General features: G+C 60.4%; 17 protein-coding genes. 12 read left to right on the top strand and 5 right to left on the bottom strand.

From position 1 onward, the window contains the following. The first annotated feature begins 7 nt into the window (after nt 1-7). Nucleotides 8-934 (top strand): DUF1259 domain-containing protein, encoded by a 927-nt coding sequence (locus K6G35_RS29330; RefSeq protein ID WP_029306717.1) that lies wholly within the window; start codon nt 8-10, stop codon nt 932-934. Nucleotides 935-1,028: 94 nt separating this feature from the next. Next, entirely contained in the window at nt 1,029-1,997 is a 969-nt protein-coding gene (locus tag K6G35_RS29325; protein WP_225934913.1) for a YncE family protein, read from the top strand. A 187-nt stretch (nt 1,998-2,184) separates the two neighbouring features. Here the strand turns inward: K6G35_RS29325 and K6G35_RS29320 are convergent, their stop codons facing one another. Both K6G35_RS29320 and K6G35_RS29315 read right to left on the bottom strand, forming a co-directional pair. Continuing rightward, complete coding sequence (locus tag K6G35_RS29320) at nt 2,185-3,672, bottom strand: tyrosine-type recombinase/integrase (protein WP_251165159.1); 1,488 nt, start codon at nt 3,670-3,672, stop codon at nt 2,185-2,187. Beyond that, the gene (locus tag K6G35_RS29315) at nt 3,669-4,622 is read right to left on the bottom strand and encodes a DNA-binding protein (RefSeq protein ID WP_251165158.1); all 954 of its coding nucleotides are present in this window, start codon (nt 4,620-4,622) and stop codon (nt 3,669-3,671) included. Before K6G35_RS29315 ends, K6G35_RS29320 begins: the two co-directional genes overlap by 4 nt. Before the next feature lie 597 nt (nt 4,623-5,219). Here K6G35_RS29315 and K6G35_RS29310 point away from each other — a divergent pair. Continuing rightward, nucleotides 5,220-5,396, top strand: coding sequence for a hypothetical protein (locus K6G35_RS29310; protein WP_004635326.1), 177 nt, complete (start codon nt 5,220-5,222; stop codon nt 5,394-5,396). A 603-nt stretch (nt 5,397-5,999) separates the two neighbouring features. Here K6G35_RS29310 and K6G35_RS29305 read toward each other — a convergent pair. Continuing rightward, nucleotides 6,000-6,458: an MgtC/SapB family protein gene (locus K6G35_RS29305; RefSeq protein ID WP_004635330.1), complete on the bottom strand. Its 459-nt coding sequence runs from the start codon at nt 6,456-6,458 to the stop codon at nt 6,000-6,002. Nucleotides 6,459-6,707: 249 nt separating this feature from the next. On the opposite strand from K6G35_RS29305, the gene czcN reads away from it, so the two are divergent. The 9 genes from czcN (at nt 6,708) to czcE (ending at nt 17,765) form a co-directional block, all read left to right on the top strand. Further along, the gene (gene czcN / locus K6G35_RS29300) at nt 6,708-7,358 is read left to right on the top strand and encodes a heavy metal efflux RND transporter CzcN (RefSeq protein WP_020206397.1); all 651 of its coding nucleotides are present in this window, start codon (nt 6,708-6,710) and stop codon (nt 7,356-7,358) included. 314 nt (nt 7,359-7,672) lie between these two features. Then, nucleotides 7,673-8,020: a CDF family cobalt-zinc-cadmium transporter CzcI gene (czcI, locus tag K6G35_RS29295; RefSeq protein ID WP_011229345.1), complete on the top strand. Its 348-nt coding sequence runs from the start codon at nt 7,673-7,675 to the stop codon at nt 8,018-8,020. Nucleotides 8,021-8,095: 75 nt separating this feature from the next. Beyond that, nucleotides 8,096-9,352 carry a heavy metal efflux RND transporter CzcC gene (czcC, locus tag K6G35_RS29290; RefSeq protein ID WP_024570390.1) on the top strand — a complete coding sequence of 419 codons (1,257 nt, stop codon included), beginning with the start codon at nt 8,096-8,098 and terminating at the stop codon, nt 9,350-9,352. Nucleotides 9,353-9,369: 17 nt separating this feature from the next. Then, nucleotides 9,370-10,932, top strand: coding sequence for a heavy metal efflux RND transporter CzcB (czcB, locus tag K6G35_RS29285; protein ID WP_004635340.1), 1,563 nt, complete (start codon nt 9,370-9,372; stop codon nt 10,930-10,932). Between the two features lie 16 nt (nt 10,933-10,948). Continuing rightward, a complete protein-coding gene (gene czcA, locus K6G35_RS29280; RefSeq protein WP_004635342.1) occupies nt 10,949-14,140 on the top strand; it encodes a heavy metal efflux RND transporter CzcA in 3,192 nt (1,063 codons plus the stop codon). Between the two features lie 50 nt (nt 14,141-14,190). Further along, entirely contained in the window at nt 14,191-15,141 is a 951-nt protein-coding gene (locus K6G35_RS29275) for a cation diffusion facilitator family transporter (RefSeq protein WP_004635344.1), read from the top strand. A 1-nt stretch (nt 15,142) separates the two neighbouring features. Further along, nucleotides 15,143-15,820, top strand: coding sequence for a heavy metal homeostasis two-component system response regulator CzcR (czcR, locus tag K6G35_RS29270; RefSeq protein WP_008646724.1), 678 nt, complete (start codon nt 15,143-15,145; stop codon nt 15,818-15,820). A 4-nt stretch (nt 15,821-15,824) separates the two neighbouring features. Beyond that, complete coding sequence (czcS, locus tag K6G35_RS29265; protein ID WP_011229349.1) at nt 15,825-17,255, top strand: sensor histidine kinase CzcS; 1,431 nt, start codon at nt 15,825-15,827, stop codon at nt 17,253-17,255. A gap of 108 nt (nt 17,256-17,363) precedes the next feature. Beyond that, a complete protein-coding gene (gene czcE, locus K6G35_RS29260; protein ID WP_011514820.1) occupies nt 17,364-17,765 on the top strand; it encodes a copper-binding periplasmic protein CzcE in 402 nt (133 codons plus the stop codon). A gap of 298 nt (nt 17,766-18,063) precedes the next feature. On the opposite strand, the gene K6G35_RS29255 is transcribed toward czcE, so the two are convergent. Next, on the bottom strand, nt 18,064-18,342 hold the full coding sequence (locus K6G35_RS29255) for a hypothetical protein (protein WP_008646716.1): 279 nt from the start codon (nt 18,340-18,342) through the stop codon (nt 18,064-18,066). A 182-nt stretch (nt 18,343-18,524) separates the two neighbouring features. Next, nucleotides 18,525-19,592: a porin gene (locus K6G35_RS29250; protein WP_011229350.1), complete on the bottom strand. Its 1,068-nt coding sequence runs from the start codon at nt 19,590-19,592 to the stop codon at nt 18,525-18,527. Nucleotides 19,593-19,683 lie beyond the last annotated feature (91 nt).

Genomic DNA, 19,683 nt, shown 5'->3' with positions numbered 1-19,683 from the left:
GCGAACAATGCAAGCTGCAAAGCAAGTCGTACTGGCCGTTTCCTACATCATCGGTGCCTGCGCCATCGCCACCGCAGCCCCCGTGGAGCGACGTGCAGCACTGGATACCACTCGACTCGAGCAGATCACCGGCTTGAAGGGCAGTTTCTCCGAAGCCGAGAACGTCTTCAAGGTTTCCAAACCACGTACCGACGTACCGATCAAAGTGGATGGTGCGGCCATGCCCCCCTTCATGGGGCTAACGTCTTGGGCAGCTTTCACTCCTGCGCACGGACGTCAAGTCATGCTGATGGGAGACACCGTGCTTCTTGAGGACGAAGTGAATCCAGCCATGAGCGTCGCGCTCGATGCCGGATTGGAAGTCACGGCGCTCCACAATCACTTCTTCTTTGATCAACCGCGGGTGTACTTCATGCACATCGGAGGTATGGGCGATCCTGATCAGCTAGCCGCCGGCGTGAAGAAGCTATACGACAAGATAGCCGAAATACGCGCGGCCAACCCTTCCGTTGCGAGCGGCTTCTCAGGTGCGATTCCGCACGAGAATGCAATCAGTGCCGCACCGCTTGAAACCGTCTTCGGCAAGAAGGGACAGGCGAGCAACGGGATGTTCAAAGTCGTCATCGGCGCCAAGGGGACCATGCATGGCGTCACGTTCGGCAATGAGATGGGCCTTAACACGTGGGCGGCGTTCGCCGGGACCGATGACTCCGCCATCGTGGACGGGGACTTTGCGATGCGCGAAGAGGAGCTTCAGGTGGTGCTCAAAGCGATGCGATCAGGTGGAATCAATATCGTTGCCATACACCAGCACATGACCAACGAACAGCCGCGCTATATGTTCCTGCATTATTGGGGCAAGGGTAAAGCGACTGAGCTCGCCGCAAGCATCAAGAAGGCCTTGGACGCACAGGCTGGCGTGCATCGACCTTAGGTCATGGAGCATCGCTATGTTCACAAGGCGCACCCCGCGACAACAGCAATCGCTGCGATACCACGGCCTATCCGTTTGGGTACTCTTATTGGCTATGTTGCTCGGACCAGCTCTCTGCTTGTCCGGTACGACGGCGATGCCCTCCCGCGCCTTGCCGCTGCAACACGCAGGCGACTTTCCATTGCCAGGTGGGACGACCCGATGGGACTATCTCAGCCTCGATCCGGCCCGTTCCAAGCTATTTATTGCTCATCTCGGTGATAGCGAGATCGTCGTGATGGACATCAAGTCGAAGACCATTGTGGCAACCATAGCCAACGTGGGCCATGTGCACGGAACGCTCGCCATTCCGGAGCTCAATCGCGTGTACGCGTCGGCAACCGGAACCGATGAGGTCGTGGCAATCGATGCATCCACGTTCAAGATCGTGGCCCGCATCCCAGGCGGCAAGTATCCTGACGGGATCGCCTATGCGCCAGAGGTTGGCAAGCTGTATGTCTCTGACGAGCATGGCAACACCGAAACCGTGATCGACGTCCGAACTAACCGGCGTGTGGCTACCATTGAGTTAGGCGGAGCCGTCGGGAACACGCAGTACGACCCCATCTCGAAACACATCTTCGTGAACGTCCAGGGTCGCCAGTCTCTGGCCGAGATTGATCCGCAGACTGACAGAGTCCTCGATCGCATCGCGCTGCCGGGAGCAGAAGGCAACCACGGGTTGCTAATCGTGCCGAAGTCCCGGTTAGCGTTCATCGCCTGCGAGGGAAATGATCGCCTGTTAGTATTGGATTTGGAAGCCAAACGAATCGTCGCAAACCTCGGAGTCGGCGGGGAGCCGGATGTGCTGGGCTATGACGAAAATCTTGGCCAACTGTATGTGGCAAGCGAGTCAGGCGTGCTGTCGGTTTTCAAGGTCACGGCTACAGACGTGACAAAGGTCGCGGAAGGCTTTGTCGGAGCAAATGCGCACAGCCTCGCCGTCGACCCCGCTTCGCATGAGATCTATCTTCCGCTGAAGAATGCAGATCATCGCCCTGCAATGCGGGTCATGAGGCCTTAACGCTCGTTCTGGCAATATTGCTCGCACATCCTGGCTGCTCCGGATCAGGACGTCCACATCGGCGCCCATAGCGGTCACTTCATGTCAGGTCTCCGAGCAACTGAGATGGGTTGTTCTGAGCCATCTGACTTGGTCGACCAGGCGCCGTGTCGCCTGCACATCGGGTCCTCGCCGGCCCGACCGGTCGCTACGGCACATCATCAGCGAACGTGGCATCGACGAAGGCACGCAATTGCGTCAGGTCGGTCTTGGCGTAGGCTGCCGTGGTCTGTACGGAGGCGTGGCCAAGCAGCGCCTGGGCGGCCGGCAGCGGCACCTGGTGGTCGACCACCAGCGTACGTGCGTAGGCATGGCGCAGCCAGTGAGGCGACGCGGCGCGCAGCAGCATCGCCTGTGCCGGCTCGCGCGCCTGCAGACCATCGGCCACGACAGCGAAGATCGCCTTGATCTCCCGATAGAGCCCCGTCTGCTGCAGCGCTTCCCCCTTGCTGCCGTGGATCACGGGCAATGTTTCGTGCGCCGATGGCTCGGGTGGCAGGCCGCGGGCACGCCGATAGGCCCGCAGCACGACCATGCACTGGGCCGGCAGCGGGATGGCTCGTACCTTGCGCCCCTTGCCGCAGACATAGAGCGTCCACCGCCCAGGCGCCTCGGCCTCCAGTCGGGGCAGTGCAGTCTCGGCCGACCAGGCCAGTTCCGCCAGGCGCACGCCGGCATAGCGATACAGCGCCCAAATCGCACGCTGGCGAAGCGCCGGCAACAAATCGCCGGCACTGTTTGCGTCAAGCCAGGCATCGCACGCGTCCAGCAGTGCCGACGGGATCAGCCGCGTCGGCACAAAGCCGCTTCGTGCGCGGCTGCCGGCGGACAGTCCGGCGGCCGGGTTGGCATGCAGGTAGCCGGTGGAGTACCAGTACCCGTAGAGGCTGGCTACCACCGCGAGTGCGCGCGTGCGGGTCGCTTCGGACAGGGGCGGCGAGGTGTCCGCGGTGCCGGGCGAGCCGTGCTCCAACGTGTGCCGGTAGGCGAGCAGTTGCTGGCGCGTCAGGTCCGACAAAGGCCCGAAGCCATGCGTGCCGCACCAGCGCATCAGCCGACGCAGCTCGGCCCCATAGGCGCGTAGCGTGTGGGACGATCGGCCAGTCCGGTCGCGCAGAAAAAGCGCCAGCGCCTGCGCGTCGTCGACGGCGCCCAGCGTGTTGGCCGCGGTTTGAGGCTGGGCAAAGCGGCCGGTGCGCGCAAGCCACGCGTGATCTGCGTGACTGTGCGCAGCCAACCACGGATTTGCCACCAGCCCCGTTGTCTGCGCGGTCGCCGGCACTGCCACTGCGTTCGCCGAGGCGCCGGCGGACCGGAAGCGACGCCGGTGCGTGTGCAGCAGCCGAGCGAGGATCGCGTCCGGGCTCGGCGCCTGATCCGCCGGCGCGGTGCGCAGACGCCCGCGCTCCCAGTACTCGACCGCCCCGTCGTGGGTCAGCAGCAACTTGAGGACCGTCGGCTGCGCCGCCTTGGCGTCCGCGAGCGATCCGTAGCGGCGCTTGATGCGCGTCAGGGTCCAGTGCGCGTAGACCGGGTGCCCGAGCGCCTCGGCGAGGTAGGCGAGCGCCGCGTCTACCTTGGCCGGCAAGGGGCGCGGCGGCACCGCGCCCGTATCGATCCAGTCGGCCGGATTCATGGCTTGTCGCGGCGCTTGCCGTCGGGCTTACCGGCCGGCTTGGCGGTCGATCGGGTCGCACGTGCCACCTTGGCGGCGGGCGTGGCAGCGGCCAGGGTCGCGCGCAGCATTTCGTCGAGCTGGGCGCGCTGGCTGGCGGTGACGGCCTTGAGCGCGCTCGCCTCGCCGACGGCGGTCTGGCGCGCGGCGCGCTCGCTGACCAGTTCTGCGTCCAGTCGTCCGCGCTCCTCCTCTAGCGCAGCGATGCGCCGCTCCGCGAACTTGAGTTGTGAGGCCAGTTGTGCGCGCTCGGCGCGCACCGCATCGCGCTGATGGGCGGTTTCCTGCAGGAGTTGTTTCGACAGTGCCTCGTAGCGCGTCTGGATCGTGGCGATCGCCTCGGTGTGGGCGCGCTCGTCCGCCACGGCACGTTCCTGCACGGTCGCGAGTGCCGTCTCGAGTTCGCCACGACGTGCCGCCTGCTCGTCGGCCCGCGCGCTAGCCGTTGCCAGGGCCGCTCTGGCTTCGGCCAGTACGGTGTCGCGCGCGGCAAGCTGCCCGCGGACCTCACTGAGTTCCTGGCGCAGCAGTTCGACCCGCAGGTCGGCCTCGGCGCGGGCGGACTGCGCGGCCTCTGCGGTCTGTTGCGCCTCGCGCCGCAGACGCACCACATCGTCAAGCTGCACCGCGACCGCGGCTTGCCACAACGCGCGCATCGCTTCGGCGATCTCGGCGGGCAGCTCGGGCAGGGCCAGGTCGGCCAGGCCCGCGCGCACCACTTCGGCCTCGATGGCATTGAGCGTGCGCGACAGCGTCGCCGGGTCGCCGCCGCCGAGGCGGTCGCGCAGCTTGCGCACCGATACCACGCGTCGAAAGCGTGCGGCCGTAGGCGGCGCCGCGTCGCCGGCTTCGGTCAGCATGGCCAGCACGGTGGCGCGGATCTGGTCGGGCGTGGCGGCGAGGCGGGGCATGGTGGCATCCAGGTGTAAAGTCACCCTATCTTACGTACATATATAACGTTAGGAAAGCAATTTAATAGTAATTTGAAATTACCGAAGACGGATAAATCTAGTTATCTTGCGGAAACAATGGCTTCCAGCCACAGGGCGCGCTTGGCCGCGCGGCGGGGGCGGTCAACGTTCCAAAACCAAGGGGAAAAGGACCAGTCAGCAAGTGACTGATTTGACTAGGGTTTTAGGGTGGGCATCACCCTGGAACCCGCATGGCTGCTACGGGTGGCTACCCCGGTAAATTGCGGCGAAATCAAGGGGACCCCTGATCCAGACATTCGTCTATTCGCTGGCCTGGCCGCATATCCAGTGGGCGGCGATGCTGGTGGTGCGGCTGCGCCCGGGTGCGGGTAACTAGTCGCTGGACGAACTGTAGGGGGCGAGCACTAACCGTCTCGCGCGGCGGCTTGCGAACCATAGGTCGGCCCGCGGCCGGAAAAATGCTTGACCTTCCCTGCCGTGGGAACGTCCATATTAACCATGGGGGACAGAAGCCCCTGCGGCGTGGCAGGACCAAGTCGGCAGAGAGCATCGGATTTTCCGCCGGAGGTTAGTCAAATGGGCGTTCCGGGGCGCACGTTGTATGAAGAGGTCTTTGCGGTGTTCGAAAGGGCATGCCAGGAAAGCGATTTCGAGCTGGCCGAGGACCTCCTGCTCGCCCTAGAAGCGATGGATCGCCGGCAGGAAGCTCATCGGCAACTCGACCGCGCCTACCTGCTGCTAGCCGATCTCTGAGAACGGGAGTCCCCCGACTTTGGTTTCTACCTGCTTGCCATCGGCTGGCCAATGCCCCTGGGGACAGCAGTGGTCCTCTTCCATGCCTTAGCGTGCAATATTTTCCGTTTTCTGAAGTGACCCCTTCTTTACGGAGTCCCGCGTATACCAGTCGTTCTTCTCGACAACCGGCTCTTTGCGATAGTGCCGCATGACCCGAAGAAAGCACTCGAGAGGCTGTTCCTTCTTTCGTAACCATCGGGCCTAACGTCGTCGGAGACAATTGCACGTTCCGGCTAATTCGAGAAACATCGTCTATTTTGCAGAAAGCGGCCGCTAACCGATCGAGCGGGGGAGTATCCGAAGGTCTTGCGAGCGCCGAGGCAATTTCTTCCATGTGCGCCGGGCTGCAAGGAAACTCATGTCGATCGGACAGTGCGCTCACTTTGGCTTGCAGAGCCGGGTTCGTGCCCTCGTGAAGGTACGCAAACAGGTTGTAATCCAGGTAAATTCTCATGCGATGGAGTTTGCGTATTGTTAAGCGCGCTCATACGTTTGGGAAATGCTGGCCGAACCTGAAGTTGGCGCATTCGCGCTGCACGTGGCTTGGGAGCAGTGGGAGTCTTACTTCTTCGACATTTGAAGGATTCTGAGCACGATGAGTGCGAAGGCAGTCGCGACGATGGCCGTCACCGCATGGCCCATGCCGGCGGCCACGCCGATCGCGGCAGCAATCCAGATGCTCGCGGCAGTTGTGAGCCCCCTGACGTGTGTCTCATTGTCCGGCTTCAGGATCGCCCCTGCACAAAGGAATCCGATGCCTGACGTGAGACCCTGAAGCACGCGGCTCATGTCGGCAAGCTGCACGCCCGCCTGGAGGGGAACCACGACAAAAACGCATGCCCCCAGCGCGACGAGCATGTGAGTGCGCACGCCTGCGGATTTTCCCGAGCTCTCCCGCTCGTACCCCAGCAAGCCCCCCAAAACGATAGAGACGGTCATTCGAACGACGGCACGTACTGCCTCGGCAGCATTAGCGAGATCGGAGAATTCCGAGCTCAATGTGCGGATGATGTCGTTCATTGCGGAGCGTCTCTGGGTGTGTCCTGAAAATGGCCAAGACAGTCTATGTCGCAGAAGATGACTGTCAGATTGCCGAGCTATGACACAACCGGATTCGCTGGCCGGGGGGCAAGATTAACAACGTATTACATTTCGGCAATAAAGCCTGACAACGGAAGGGCAACCTTAGAATGCCGGCCATTAGTGCTCGTTTTCGCGCCAGTGTGTCCACTCGAAGTGCGCGACATTCTCCTCCAGCCCCCGAACCGCATGACCGATTCTTCAATCTCCCCGTCCCAACCCGCTGGTCTCTCGAGGGCGCTGGACAATTTCCTGACACGCCACCGCATCGGCGTTTGGCGTGTTGTCGTAACGTTTGTCCTGGCAAGTCTGGTCTTTGGCCATTCTCGCTGGGACGGTACCTGGGTGTCGCCGCTGCTGCTGACGCTGGGGATGTTGGGGGTGAGCCTGGCCACGGTCGGGCGGCTCTGGTGCGCGTTGTACATTTCCGGGCGCAAGAACAATACCTTGGTGACCTCGGGTCCATATTCACTGTGTCGCCATCCGCTCTATGTCTGCAACTTGCTAGGCATTATCGGACTAGGGGCGATGACCGAGTCGCTGGCGGTTACCGCAGTCCTGGCGCTCGCATTTGCGCTGATGTACCCGGCTGTCATCCGGACGGAAGACCGCTTTCTGGCTTCCGCCTTCCCGGAATTCGCCGAATACGCACGCCGTACACCAGCGTTCTTTCCCCGTCTGTCGCTGTATAGGGGGGAGTCGACATGGACGGTCCATGTGTCTTCCTTTCAACGCAATATTGCGGACTCGGTCTGGTTTCTCGGCCTGTCGGTGGTCGTGGAGTCGTTTGATTTGTTCCATGACGCCGGCGTCCTCCGGGCGGTCGTGACGCTTGCCTGATGCGGGCAACTCCGCATACACGTACAGCCATGCACTACGCTCACGTCTCCGATTCTGTTGTCGAGAGCATGCTCGTGATGCTGGTCGGCCTGATCGTCCTGTATGTGGGGTTCGCTGTCTATTTGCGGTGGAAGCATGGGCCCGCCCCCAAGCGTAAGACTGATGAGGGGCGAAAGCGGCACCCCAAAACGAGCAGGCGAAAGCGATAATCGTAATCTGCTCTTAATGCTGGTGATCGAGGATTCATGTAAACTTCGGCGACGGCCCAGCCGTTAGTACTTCAACCCCAAGCCCCCCGCACAGTCTCCCAAGGAATGCGACGTTTCGTTCTGATCTTCGTGCTGCTCATTTTGCCGTTCCAGTTTTCCTGGGCGGCAGCGGCACGCTATTGTCAGCACGAGAAAGCCACGGCCACTTGGCACCTTGGGCACCACGAGCATCGTCATCAGCAGCCGGAAGGTAAAACGGATGCCGAGAAAAAGCCATTCGTGGATACAGACTGCGGGGTATGCCATCTGGTCTCCCTCCCGTTCGTCTATGGACAGACGCAGGACGTGTTGATAGCGAATCGGGTAGAAGTGACCGATACTCAACATTCGTCCGAGTTCTCGTCTCTGAATGCCAGGGCTCCCGACCGTCCTCAGTGGCAGCGTCTCGCTTGATCGGCGAGACGACGACTCTTTTTCTCCTTTCGTCTCTCGCCGAATTCTCCTGGTCACATACCTTGGTGCAATTCGATGCGAAGACTATTTCTGCCGCTCGGGCTGGCGGTAGCATTTCTCAGCCCAAACTTTGCCGTAGCGCAATCTGACACCGGCACGTCCATGGTGCCCGTCTTCCCAAGGGAAGCGGCGGGACCGTTGACCCTCGAGGCCGCGTTGTCGCTGGCGGCAGGAAGCAATTTCAACCTGTCCGCCGCCGCCAAGGAACTCGATTCCACAGAAGGTGGGATCATGCAGGCCCGGGTTATTCCGAACCCGGAACTCCAGACGCTGGTCGAGGACACGCGGAAATCCACCCGTACATCCACCGCCCAGATGAATATCCCCATCGAACTGGGCGGCAAGCGCTCGGCTCGTATCAATGCCGCGGAAAGGACGCGCGAACTGGCGCAGGCAACGCTGGCTGGCGTTCGCGGTGACATTCGGGCGCAGGTAATCGAGAGCTTTTTTTCCGTCTTGATCGCACAGGAACGCGTCAAGCTGGCAACTGGCTCCGCGGATATCGCTGCGAGGGGCGCGCAAGCCGCTTCACGCCGCGTCGCGGCCGGCAAGATCTCCCCGGTTGACGAAACTAAGGCACGTGTCGAACAGGCCAACGCCGAACTTGAATTGGCCGAAGCAACGGCGAGCCTGCAGTCCGCCCGTCAGGCGTTGACGGCGTTGTGGGGCAATGCATCGCCGCAGTTTGCCGAAGCACAGGGCAATCTGGACGCGCTGCCATCCAGGCCGGCGCCTGAACTCCTTCAGAAGGAGCTGGAAAACTCACCGCTGGTGGCCGCAAGCCGCGCTGAACTTGACCGCCGCCAGGCATTGGTGGGCGTTGAGCGCAGCCGCCAGTATCCGGATCTGACAGTCAGTCTGGGTGCCAAGCGAGATACAGAAGCCAACCGCAACATGGCGGTGATCGGTGTGGCGATCCCGTTGCCGATTTTTGACCGGAATCAGGGCAACTTGTATTCGGCCATTCGCCAGGCGGACAAGGCCCAGGATGAATATCTGGCCAATCGCATCAGCCTGACCCGAAATCTCCTGATGGCATCGAACCAGCTGTCGGTATCGCGCGCCTCGGCACAAACGCTGAAGCAGACCGTCTTGCCAGGCGCCGAGCAAGCCTTCAACGCGGCGACCATTGGCTTCGAGGCCGGCAAGTTCAATTATCTGGACGTCCTGGATGCCCAGCGCACGCTGTTCCAGGCACGCATCCGCTATCTCGGCGTGCTTGGACAAACCTATCAGGCGGCGACCACGATCGATCGCATTCTGGGACGTTAAGACGGGATTCATAAAACATGGCTATTTCGAACAAACAAAAGGCTGCCATTGCGGCCATCGTACTGGTGGGCGGCGTCGCGACTGGTGGCGTTCTGCTGAGCGGGCGCTCTGCGCCGGAAGAGCAGGGTGGGCACTCGGAATCCAAGGGGCATGGCGACACCGAGCACCATGGCAAGCAGGCGGCGGAAGCCGACCACAAGGATGACAAGTCACACGGCGACGGCGAGCATCACGAGGTCAAGAAGGGCCCCAATGGTGGCGCGCTCTTTTCGCGTGATGGCTATGACGTCGAAATTGGCACGGCCGAATCCAAGGGCGAGGCCCGTATTCGGCTCTGGGTTAGCAAGTCTGGGAAGGCGGTGGCAAATGGCGTGGCAGCGACAGGCCAGCTCGTGCGGGCTACGGGCGAGTCTCAAGCGCTCAAGTTCGTGGTGTCTGGCGACGCGCTGGAAAGCCAACAGCCAGTTGCCGAGCCCCATGTCTTTGACGTGACCGCAAATGTGACCTTGCCCGGTTCGTCTTCGCCACTCGCCGTGCGGCTCTCGAAAGAGGAAGGCAAGATTGAGTTGACAGCGGACCAGCTGGCCAAGACAGGGGTAGTGGTTCAAACCGCGGGCTCGGCAAAGGTCCAGGCTGGCGTCCAGTTCCCCGGCGAAATCCGTTTCAACGAAGACAAGACAGCCCACGTGGTGCCGCGACTGGCTGGCGTCGTAGAGAGCGTTCCGGCCAATATTGGGCAACAGGTTAAGAAGGGACAGGTTCTCGCGGTCATCGCGAGCACCGGACTTTCTGACCAGCGCAGCGAACTGCTCGCAGCACAGAAACGTCTGGATCTGGCGCGTGTCACTTATGACCGCGAGAAGAAGCTCTGGGAACAGAAGATCTCTGCGGAGCAAGATTATCTGAGCGCCCGCAACGCGCTGCAGGAAGCGCAGATCAGTGTCCAGAACGCGCAGCAGAAGCTGACCGCCATTGGCGCCAGCAACAGCTCGACGGCACTCAATCGCTACGAGCTGCGCGCACCGTTCGACGGCATGATCGTTGAAAAGCATATCTCGCTTGGGGAAGCGGTGGCGGACAACGCCAACGTGTTCACGCTGTCGGATCTGTCGTCCGTCTGGGCCGAGTTCGTGGTGTCTGCCAAGGATGTCGAGCGGGTGCGCATCGGCGAAAAGGCGTCGATCAATTCGGCATCGTCCGATGTGAAGGCAGATGGCACCGTTTCATACGTGGGTTCGCTGCTGGGCGAGCAGACGCGGACGGCGAAGGCCCGCGTAACATTGACCAATCCACAGATGGCTTGGCGACCGGGTCTCTTCGTCACGGTCGACGTATTCGGTGCTGATGTCGAGGTGCCCGTTGCGGTGAAGACCGAGGCCGTCCAGGACGTCAATGGCGAGAGCGTAGTCTTTGTCGCGGTTCAAGGTGGATTCGTGCCGCAGCCGGTGAAGGTCGGCCGGACAAACGGCAAGGTCATCGAGATTGTCGAGGGCCTGAAGCCGGGCGCACGTTACGCCGCCGCCAACAGTTTTGTTCTGAAGGCCGAACTTGGCAAATCCAGCGCCGAACACGGCCATTGATACGGGGGAAACAGCAATGTTTGAACGTATCATTAGTTTCGCCATCCAGCAGCGATGGCTGGTCCTGCTCGCCGTGTTTGGAATGGCCGGGTTAGGGATTTTCAGCTACAACCGACTACCGATCGACGCGGTCCCTGACATTACCAACGTTCAGGTTCAGGTCAATACCTCGGCACCAGGCTATTCACCGCTCGAAACCGAACAGCGTGTTACGTATCCGATCGAGGTCGTGATGGCCGGCCTGCCGGGACTCGAACAGACGCGTTCCCTGTCCCGCTATGGCTTGTCGCAGGTGACGGTCATCTTCAAGGATGGCACGGACGTCTATTTCGCGCGCCAACTCGTCAACCAGCGCATCCAGGAAGCCAAGGACAATCTGCCTGAAGGCGTTGTGCCGGCGATGGGGCCTATTTCGACCGGCCTCGGGGAGATCTATCTATGGACCGTTGAAGCCGAAGAGGGTGCTCGCAAAGCTGACGGGACTGCCTATACGCCGACAGATTTGCGCGAAATCCAGGATTGGGTGGTACGGCCGCAACTGCGTAACGTGCCCGGTGTCACCGAGATCAATACTATCGGTGGTTTCAACAAGCAGTACCTGGTCGCGCCGAGTCTTGAACGGCTAGCGTCGTACGGGCTGACGCTGACCGACGTCGTCAATGCGCTGAACAAGAACAACGACAACGTGGGTGCGGGCTACATCGAGCGTAGGGGCGAGCAGTATCTGGTTCGTGCGCCGGGTCAGGTTGCGTCCGAAGACGACATCCGCAACATTATTGTCGGTACAGCGCAGGGGCAGCCGATCCGCATTCGCGACATCGGGGATGTGGAGATTGGCAAGGAACTGCGTACCGGTGCGGCAACCGAGAATGGCAAGGAAGTTGTGCTGGGCACGGTATTCATGCTCATCGGCGAAAACAGCCGGGCTGTGTCAAAAGCGGTCGATGAAAAGGTCGCTTCCATTAACCGTACGATGCCGGAAGGTGTGAAGATCGTAACGGTATACGACCGGACACGTCTGGTCGACAAGGCCATTGCGACCGTCAAGAAGAACCTTCTTGAAGGCGCGGTGCTCGTCATCGTAATTCTGTTCCTTTTCCTGGGTAACATCCGCGCGGCGCTGATTACCGCGACGATCATTCCGCTGGCGATGTTGTTCACCTTCACGGGGATGGTGAACTACAAGATCAGTGCGAACCTGATGAGCTTGGGCGCGCTCGACTTCGGCATCATCATCGATGGCGCGGTGGTGATTGTCGAAAACTGTGTGAGGCGACTGGCGCATGCGCAGGAACACCATGGCCGGCCATTGACGCGCTCCGAGCGGTTCCATGAGGTGTTTGCCGCAGCGAAGGAGGCGCGTCGCCCACTGATCTTCGGTCAGCTCATCATTATGATCGTCTACCTGCCGATCTTTGCGCTGACGGGGGTGGAAGGCAAGATGTTCCACCCGATGGCGTTCACGGTCGTCCTGGCGCTGCTGGGCGCGATGATTCTGTCCGTGACGTTCGTTCCGGCTGCGGTCGCCTTGTTCATCGGCGAACGGGTGGCCGAGAAAGAAAATCGTCTCATGCTCTGGGCGAAGCGTCGCTACGAGCCGCTGCTGGAAAAGTCGCTCGCGAACACGGCCGTTGTATTGACGTTTGCCGCGGTGTCAATTGTTCTGTGCGTGGCCATTGCGGCCCGCCTGGGCAGCGAGTTCATCCCCAATCTGAACGAAGGCGACATTGCCATCCAGGCGCTGCGCATTCCTGGCACGAGCCTGTCGCAGTCCGTGGAGATGCAGAAGACGATCGAGACGACCCTCAAGGCAAAATTCCCCGAAATCGAGCGCGTGTTTGCGCGGACAGGTACGGCGGAGATTGCATCCGATCCGATGCCGCCGAATATTTCGGATGGCTACATCATGCTCAAGCCTGAGAAGGATTGGCCAGAGCCGAAGAAAACACATGCCGAACTGCTGTCCGCCATCCAGGAGGAAGCCGGCAAGATCCCCGGGAACAACTACGAGTTCTCCCAACCGATCCAGCTGCGGTTCAACGAGCTGATCTCCGGGGTCCGCTCGGACGTCGCAGTCAAGATCTTCGGCGATGACAACAACGTGCTCAGCGAGACGGCGAAGAAGGTATCGGCCGTGCTGCAGGGCATCCCCGGCGCGCAGGAGGTGAAGGTAGAACAGACCACCGGCTTGCCGATGCTGACGGTCAAGATCGATCGGGAGAAGGCGGCGCGATACGGGCTTAACATGAGCGACGTGCAAGACGCGGTGGCAACGGGCGTCGGAGGCCGTGATTCCGGAACCTTCTTCCAGGGCGATCGTCGTTTCGATATCGTGGTCCGCCTGCCCGAAGCTGTGCGCGGCGAGGTCGAGGCTCTGCGCCGATTGCCGATTCCGTTGCCAAAAGGAGTGGACGCGAGAACGACGTTTATCCCATTGAGCGAGGTGGCGACGCTGGAAATGGCGCCCGGCCCGAACCAGATCTCGCGCGAGAACGGCAAGCGCCGCATCGTGATCAGTGCCAACGTTCGTGGACGTGATATTGGTTCATTCGTGCCCGAGGCGGAAGCGGCTATCCAAAGCCAGGTCAAGATCCCGGCTGGCTACTGGATGACATGGGGTGGCACCTTTGAGCAACTGCAGTCCGCCACCACCCGCCTGCAGGTGGTAGTGCCGGTGGCGCTGTTGCTGGTCTTCGTACTGTTGTTTGCGATGTTCAACAACATCAAGGATGGCTTGCTAGTCTTCACGGGCATTCCCTTTGCGCTGACTGGCGGGATTCTTGCCCTGTGGATACGCGGCATTCCGATGTCCATTACTGCAGCGGTGGGCTTCATCGCGCTGTGCGGGGTGGCGGTGCTCAATGGTCTGGTGATGCTGTCGTTTATCCGATCGCTGCGCGAAGAAGGGCATTCCCTCGACAGCGCGGTCCGAGTTGGCGCCCTGACGCGACTGCGTCCGGTGCTGATGACGGCCCTGGTGGCATCCCTGGGTTTCGTGCCGATGGCCATCGCCACCGGTACGGGCGCTGAGGTGCAACGTCCCCTCGCAACGGTGGTAATCGGTGGCATCTTGTCGTCCACGGCGCTGACCCTACTGGTGTTGCCGGTGCTCTATCGACTTGCTCACCGCAAGGATGAGGACGCGGAAGATACTCGCGAGCCAGTCACTCAGACGCATCAACCGGATCAAGGCCGCCAGCCTGCATGACGTAAATCCTTGGGCGGTCATCGTACCGCCCAATTTTTATAGGAGTTTCTATGGGCGCAGGTCACTCACACGACCATCCCGGTGGCAACGAGCGATCGCTCAAGATCGCCCTTGCGCTGACCGGTACGTTCCTGATTGCCGAAGTGGTCGGTGGTGTCATGACGAAGAGCCTGGCGTTGATCTCCGACGCCGCGCACATGCTCACGGACACCGTCGCACTGGCCATCGCACTGGCTGCTATTGCGATCGCCAAGCGACCCGCGGACAAGAAGCGGACATTTGGCTACTACCGTTTTGAGATTCTTGCCGCGGCCTTTAACGCATTGCTGCTGTTCGGTGTGGCTATCTACATCCTGTACGAAGCCTACCTGCGGCTGAAATCGCCACCTCAGATTGAGTCAACCGGCATGTTCGTCGTGGCTGTGCTGGGCCTGATCATCAATCTCATCAGCATGCGCATGCTGTCCTCCGGGCAAAGCAGCAGCCTGAACGTGAAGGGTGCTTATCTGGAAGTCTGGAGCGATCTGCTCGGGTCGGTTGGCGTCATCGCCGGTGCGATCATCATCCGCTTCACGGGCTGGGCGTGGGTCGACTCCGCCATTGCGGTGCTGATCGGCCTCTGGGTACTGCCTCGCACGTGGATCCTGCTGAAGTCGAGCCTGAATGTGCTGCTCGAAGGCGTACCCGATGACGTGGATCTGGCAGAGGTTGAGAAGCAAATTCTGGCGACGCCCGGGGTAAAAAGCTTCCATGACCTCCACATCTGGGCACTTACCAGCGGCAAGGCGAGCTTGACGGTTCATGTCGTGAATGACACGGCCGTCAACCCGGAAATGGAAGTGCTACCGGAATTGAAGCAGATGCTGGCTGACAAATTCGATATCACGCACGTGACCATTCAGTTCGAACTGGCACCATGCGAACAAGCGGATGCAGCTCAGCATTTCAATGCATCGCCAGCACTGGTCGGATCGAAGTCGCTTGCTGCAGGAGGAAACTAAGGTGCGGGTACTTGTTGTAGAAGACGAACCGCGTACTGCGGAGTATTTGCAGAAGGGATTGTCGGAGTCGGGTTTCGTGGTCGACATCGCGAACAATGGTGGCGATGGGCTCCACATGGCGGAAGAGACCGACTACGACGTCATCATCCTGGACGTCATGCTGCCAGGTATGGACGGGTGGACGGTCATCAAGTCCATTCGATCCAAGTCCGAGACACCCGTACTGTTTCTGACGGCGCTGGATGATGTGGCGGATCGTGTCAGAGGCTTCGAGTTGGGGGCAGACGATTACCTGGTCAAGCCCTTCGCCTTTGCCGAGCTCCTTGCCCGTATCCGGCGTTGCTTGCGCCAAAGCACCTCGAAGGAGTCCGAGCGATTGCGCATTGCCGATCTGGACATCGACGTGCTTGGAAGGCGGGTATTCCGGGGAACTACCCGCATTGAATTGACGAATCAGGAGTTCTCGCTGTTGCACCTGCTCATGCGCCGGAGAGGGGAGGTGCTGTCGCGAACCACGATCGCGTCCCAGGTCTGGGACGTCAACTTCGACACGGATACCAATGTCGTTGACGTCGCGATCCGGCGCCTGAGATCCAAGGTGGATGATCCCTTCGATCAAAAGCTGATCCATACCGTACGGGGAATGGGCTATGTCCTCGACCCAGAGCGCGGCCGGTGACGGAATGAGGCCCGGGACTTCGATAACCCCGCTGTCACTGACGAGGCGGCTTGGGCTCTTCTTTGCATTGGTACTGTCTATCGCGCTGGCCAGCATGGGCGCCTTTGCTTACTACTCGCTCGCCGCGCAACTCGAGGCCAGAGACGATGAGGTTGTAAAGGGAAAACTCGAACAGGTCGAGCATTTCTTGCGCGAGGTGGACGGGGTGCAGGGCGTCCCGGCGGCGCAGCATCGCTTCGATGATCTGGTGCGAGGTTACTCGGACCTCATCGTTCGCGTCACGGCGCTGGATGGCCGGCTTTTGTTTCGCACGGGCAACGATGCATTGCTGGAAGGCACTGACCAAGCGGCGGTCACGGGAAAGTCATCGCTCATGTTCCAGTCCGCCGATGCGGTGTTGGGGCGAGACGGTACGCGGGCGACGGTGTTCGTGGCGAAGTCTGGCGAGGACAGGAAGCAGGTGACTGCGCGATTCCGGACGACGCTCGTGCTTGGTACCACCGTCGGTGTGATATTGACGGCCCTGGTGGGGGCGGCCATTACGCGCCGTGAGCTGGAGCCGGCGCACGTACTTATCAAGCAGATCAACCGGATCAGTGTGGAACGGCTGAGCTACCGGGTGGACATGCCACCCAAGCCCACCGAAGTGCGTGATATCGCCTCTGCGTTCAATGCGATGCTGCAACGCCTCGAGGATGGTTATCAGAAGCTGTCGCGGTTCTCCGCCGATCTTGCCCATGATTTGCGCACGCCGCTTAACAACCTCATTGGACATGCCGAGGTCGCCTTGTCACGAGACCGCACCGGGCCCGAGTATGTCGCCTTGGTGGAGGAAAGCCTGGTCGAATACCAGCGACTTGCGAGGATGATCGATGCGATGTTGTTCCTCGCGCGAGCTGACAGTGCCAATGTGGCGCTCGAGTTGACGGAACTCCAGTTGAATGCAGAACTTCGCAAGTTGTCCGCCTACTTTTCGGTGCTTGCAGAGGAGCGAAGCGTCGTAATCAGGGTAAGCGGGGATGCCACCCTGGTCGCTGATGCCATTCTGTTCCAGCGTGCGATCAACAATGTTCTGTCAAATGCGGTCCGTCATGCGTGGCCGAATTCGATGATAGATCTGGTGGTGCGCCGCGAAGCGGCACATTGTTGCATCGACATCACGAACGTTGGAGACCCAATCCCGGAGCGGGAACTTTCCCTCATCTTTGATCGGTTCTTCCGTGGGGATAGGGCGAGATCCAACTCGTCACAGTCCACGGGGCTGGGCCTGGCCATCGTCCTGTCGATCATGGAGCTCCATGGCGGCGACGCGTCAGCCGTGAGCGGCTTGGATGGGAAGACACGCTTTACATTGCGCTTCCCGCTCAACGGTGCTGAAGCCTCAGCGCGGGTTTCGGTGGGTAGGCCGAGTCAGGACCGACCAGTCGTTGGGTAGAGTGGTGCAATGAGCCCGATTGCCTATTTGTAATCGCCGGGCAAGGCTGCAGCATGCGTACAATTTATACACTCGTTTTCATAGATCAACGAAGTCTCTAGAAAGGAGATGACTATGAAAACGAAGAAACACGCCTTGCTGTTTGCGGCGTTGCTGTTGGGTGGGATGTCGGCTTCGTATGCTTTGGAAATGACCGGGTTGAAACCGGGCGTGCCTGCGTCGACGGCGACGGCGCAGGCGATGGCGAAGCGTCACGCGACCTTGTATGGCGATCCAGCCGGCCAATCTCAGGCCAGTCGCATTATCGACGTGAAGCCAGGGATGCGGTATGTCAACGTGGACTCTGGCGAGACGGTGGCGTTTCGGGCCGGCGAGAAGATCGTCGCATGGACCTTCGCCCAGATGGTCAGGGATACGAGTGTGGACCTTGGCTTGTTGATGCCGGATCTGCCGGGTAGCGCTGGCGTGCGCGTCTATATTGATAGAAGCGACCTCTTCACAGGTGGCTGAACGTTGCTGAACCGGTGAACTACAGGCCCCGCACAATGCGGGGCCTTTTTCATCGTCATTGGCGTCGGTTCTGCCGCTTAGCAATACACGAGGCGATGGGAAGTTGTAGCACGCGCCACCGCATCATGAACGGCACCGGATTGACGCCGATGGAGGGAAAAAAAGCTTGCCCTCCGGGGAGGGCAAGCTTCGGAAGCTTTCGCCATCGGGATAAAGCGAAAGAGCACCAAGAGCCAAGCAACTGACGGGTGCCTGGCTCCCCCACAGAGGTCGGTCTGAGTTTCAGGGACGGCTTGCGTCAAATTCCGCGTGCGCCATCGGTGAACACATCACGCGGCCCAATACGCGAGCCGTCGGTAAATACGTCACGCTGGCCGAGGCGTGCGCCGTCGGTGAACACGTCGCGCTTGTCGATGCGTGCACCGCCGGCGTAAATGTCGTTGACTGCGGCGCGTCCGCCGTCGGTGTAGGGGTCGCGGGGACGGTGGATCTGGCCATCAGGGGTAGCAGCGATGGCGGAGCCGGCGGCAGCAATCGTGAGGGCAGCAGCAATCAGGGCAGTGTGAATCGTCTTCATGGAATCTCTCCGGAGTCAATGTTTGTGAGTCTCTAATCGCTCACCGTGTTCACAGTCTAGCTACCGGACCTGCTCCACTGAATTACCCGCGTATTACGATCCTGTCATAAAAAAATGCCTCCCGGTTGGGAGGCACAAACTCTCTTGAATTAACAAGAAAGTGTCGATTCTTTTGAGCTCGCTCAGAACTTGTGGCGTACGCCTACGACGACGCCGGTCTGATCCTTGCCAGGGACAACGTTGGTCGGGCTGCCGGTCGTCGAGTTGTAGCCGTTCATGCCCAGCTGCGAGTTGCCGCGGTTCAGTGCATAACCGACGTTCATATACACATCGGTACGCTTCGAGAAAGCGTAATCTGCCGAGGCAACGAACAGGAACGGGTCTGCGCCAGAATTGCGGCTGTCCGTGTAGTAGGCGGCGCCGGTCAGCGTCAGTGCGGGCGTCAGGCCATAGCGCAGGCCGGCCCAGTAAATGTTAGAACCGTTCGTCGGCAGCGCACCGACATTGCCGTTGTACCAGCGATAACCAATAAATGCCTTAGCCGGTCCGAAAGCGTAGCTCGCGCCAATTAGAGCGCGGCGGTCCTTGCGGTCGGCCGTGGCGACGGTGCTGCCCTGGATCTCGTCGTACACCGCGCCGACAGCGAGGGCGCCGGTTTCATACATGAGCGATACGCCCATGTTTCGATCGACCTTGTAGTTCCCCGGCACTTCGCCGCCGCCGGTGCGGCTAAAGCTGTAGAGGCCGGTGACCGTCAGGCCACTGAAGATGCCACGGTACTTGATAGCATTGTCAGCGCGACCCGCCAAGACGTCATCCATCTTGAAGAGCGAGTAGCGCGGCGCGAAGCCCATCGGGTCGAGTTGCAGCGTGGTGTCATACATTGGTGTCGTTTGACGACCCAACGTCAGTTGACCATATTTGCTACCCAATCCTACGAAGGCACTACGATCAAAAAGACGGGTGCTGTTGTTCTGTGCGCCGGTGTCGAACGAAATGCCGCTTTCCAATTCGAAGATGGCTTTCAGACCGCCGCCAAGGTCTTCGACGCCACGCAGGCCCCAACGCGACGTCGACATGTTGCCGGAGGTCATGCGAACCTGGTTCGAGCCACCGGGCGAAGCCGATGGGACGTTGCTCAGATACTCGATACCCGCGTCGGCCACACCATACAGCGTGACGCTCGATTGAGCGAATGCGGTTGTAGCGAACAGACCGAGGGATGCGACGGCAATGCGACTAATCTTCATGGATTCTCCTCATTAAGACCCGAAATTAATTTGGTGGGGGCGAGTATAGAAATCTGCAGATGACGGTCAGATTGCGAAGTAATTACGTGGG

This window comes from Cupriavidus sp. HY129 (genome assembly GCF_059492215.1).
This window is presented reverse-complemented; position numbering and strand designations above follow the sequence as displayed.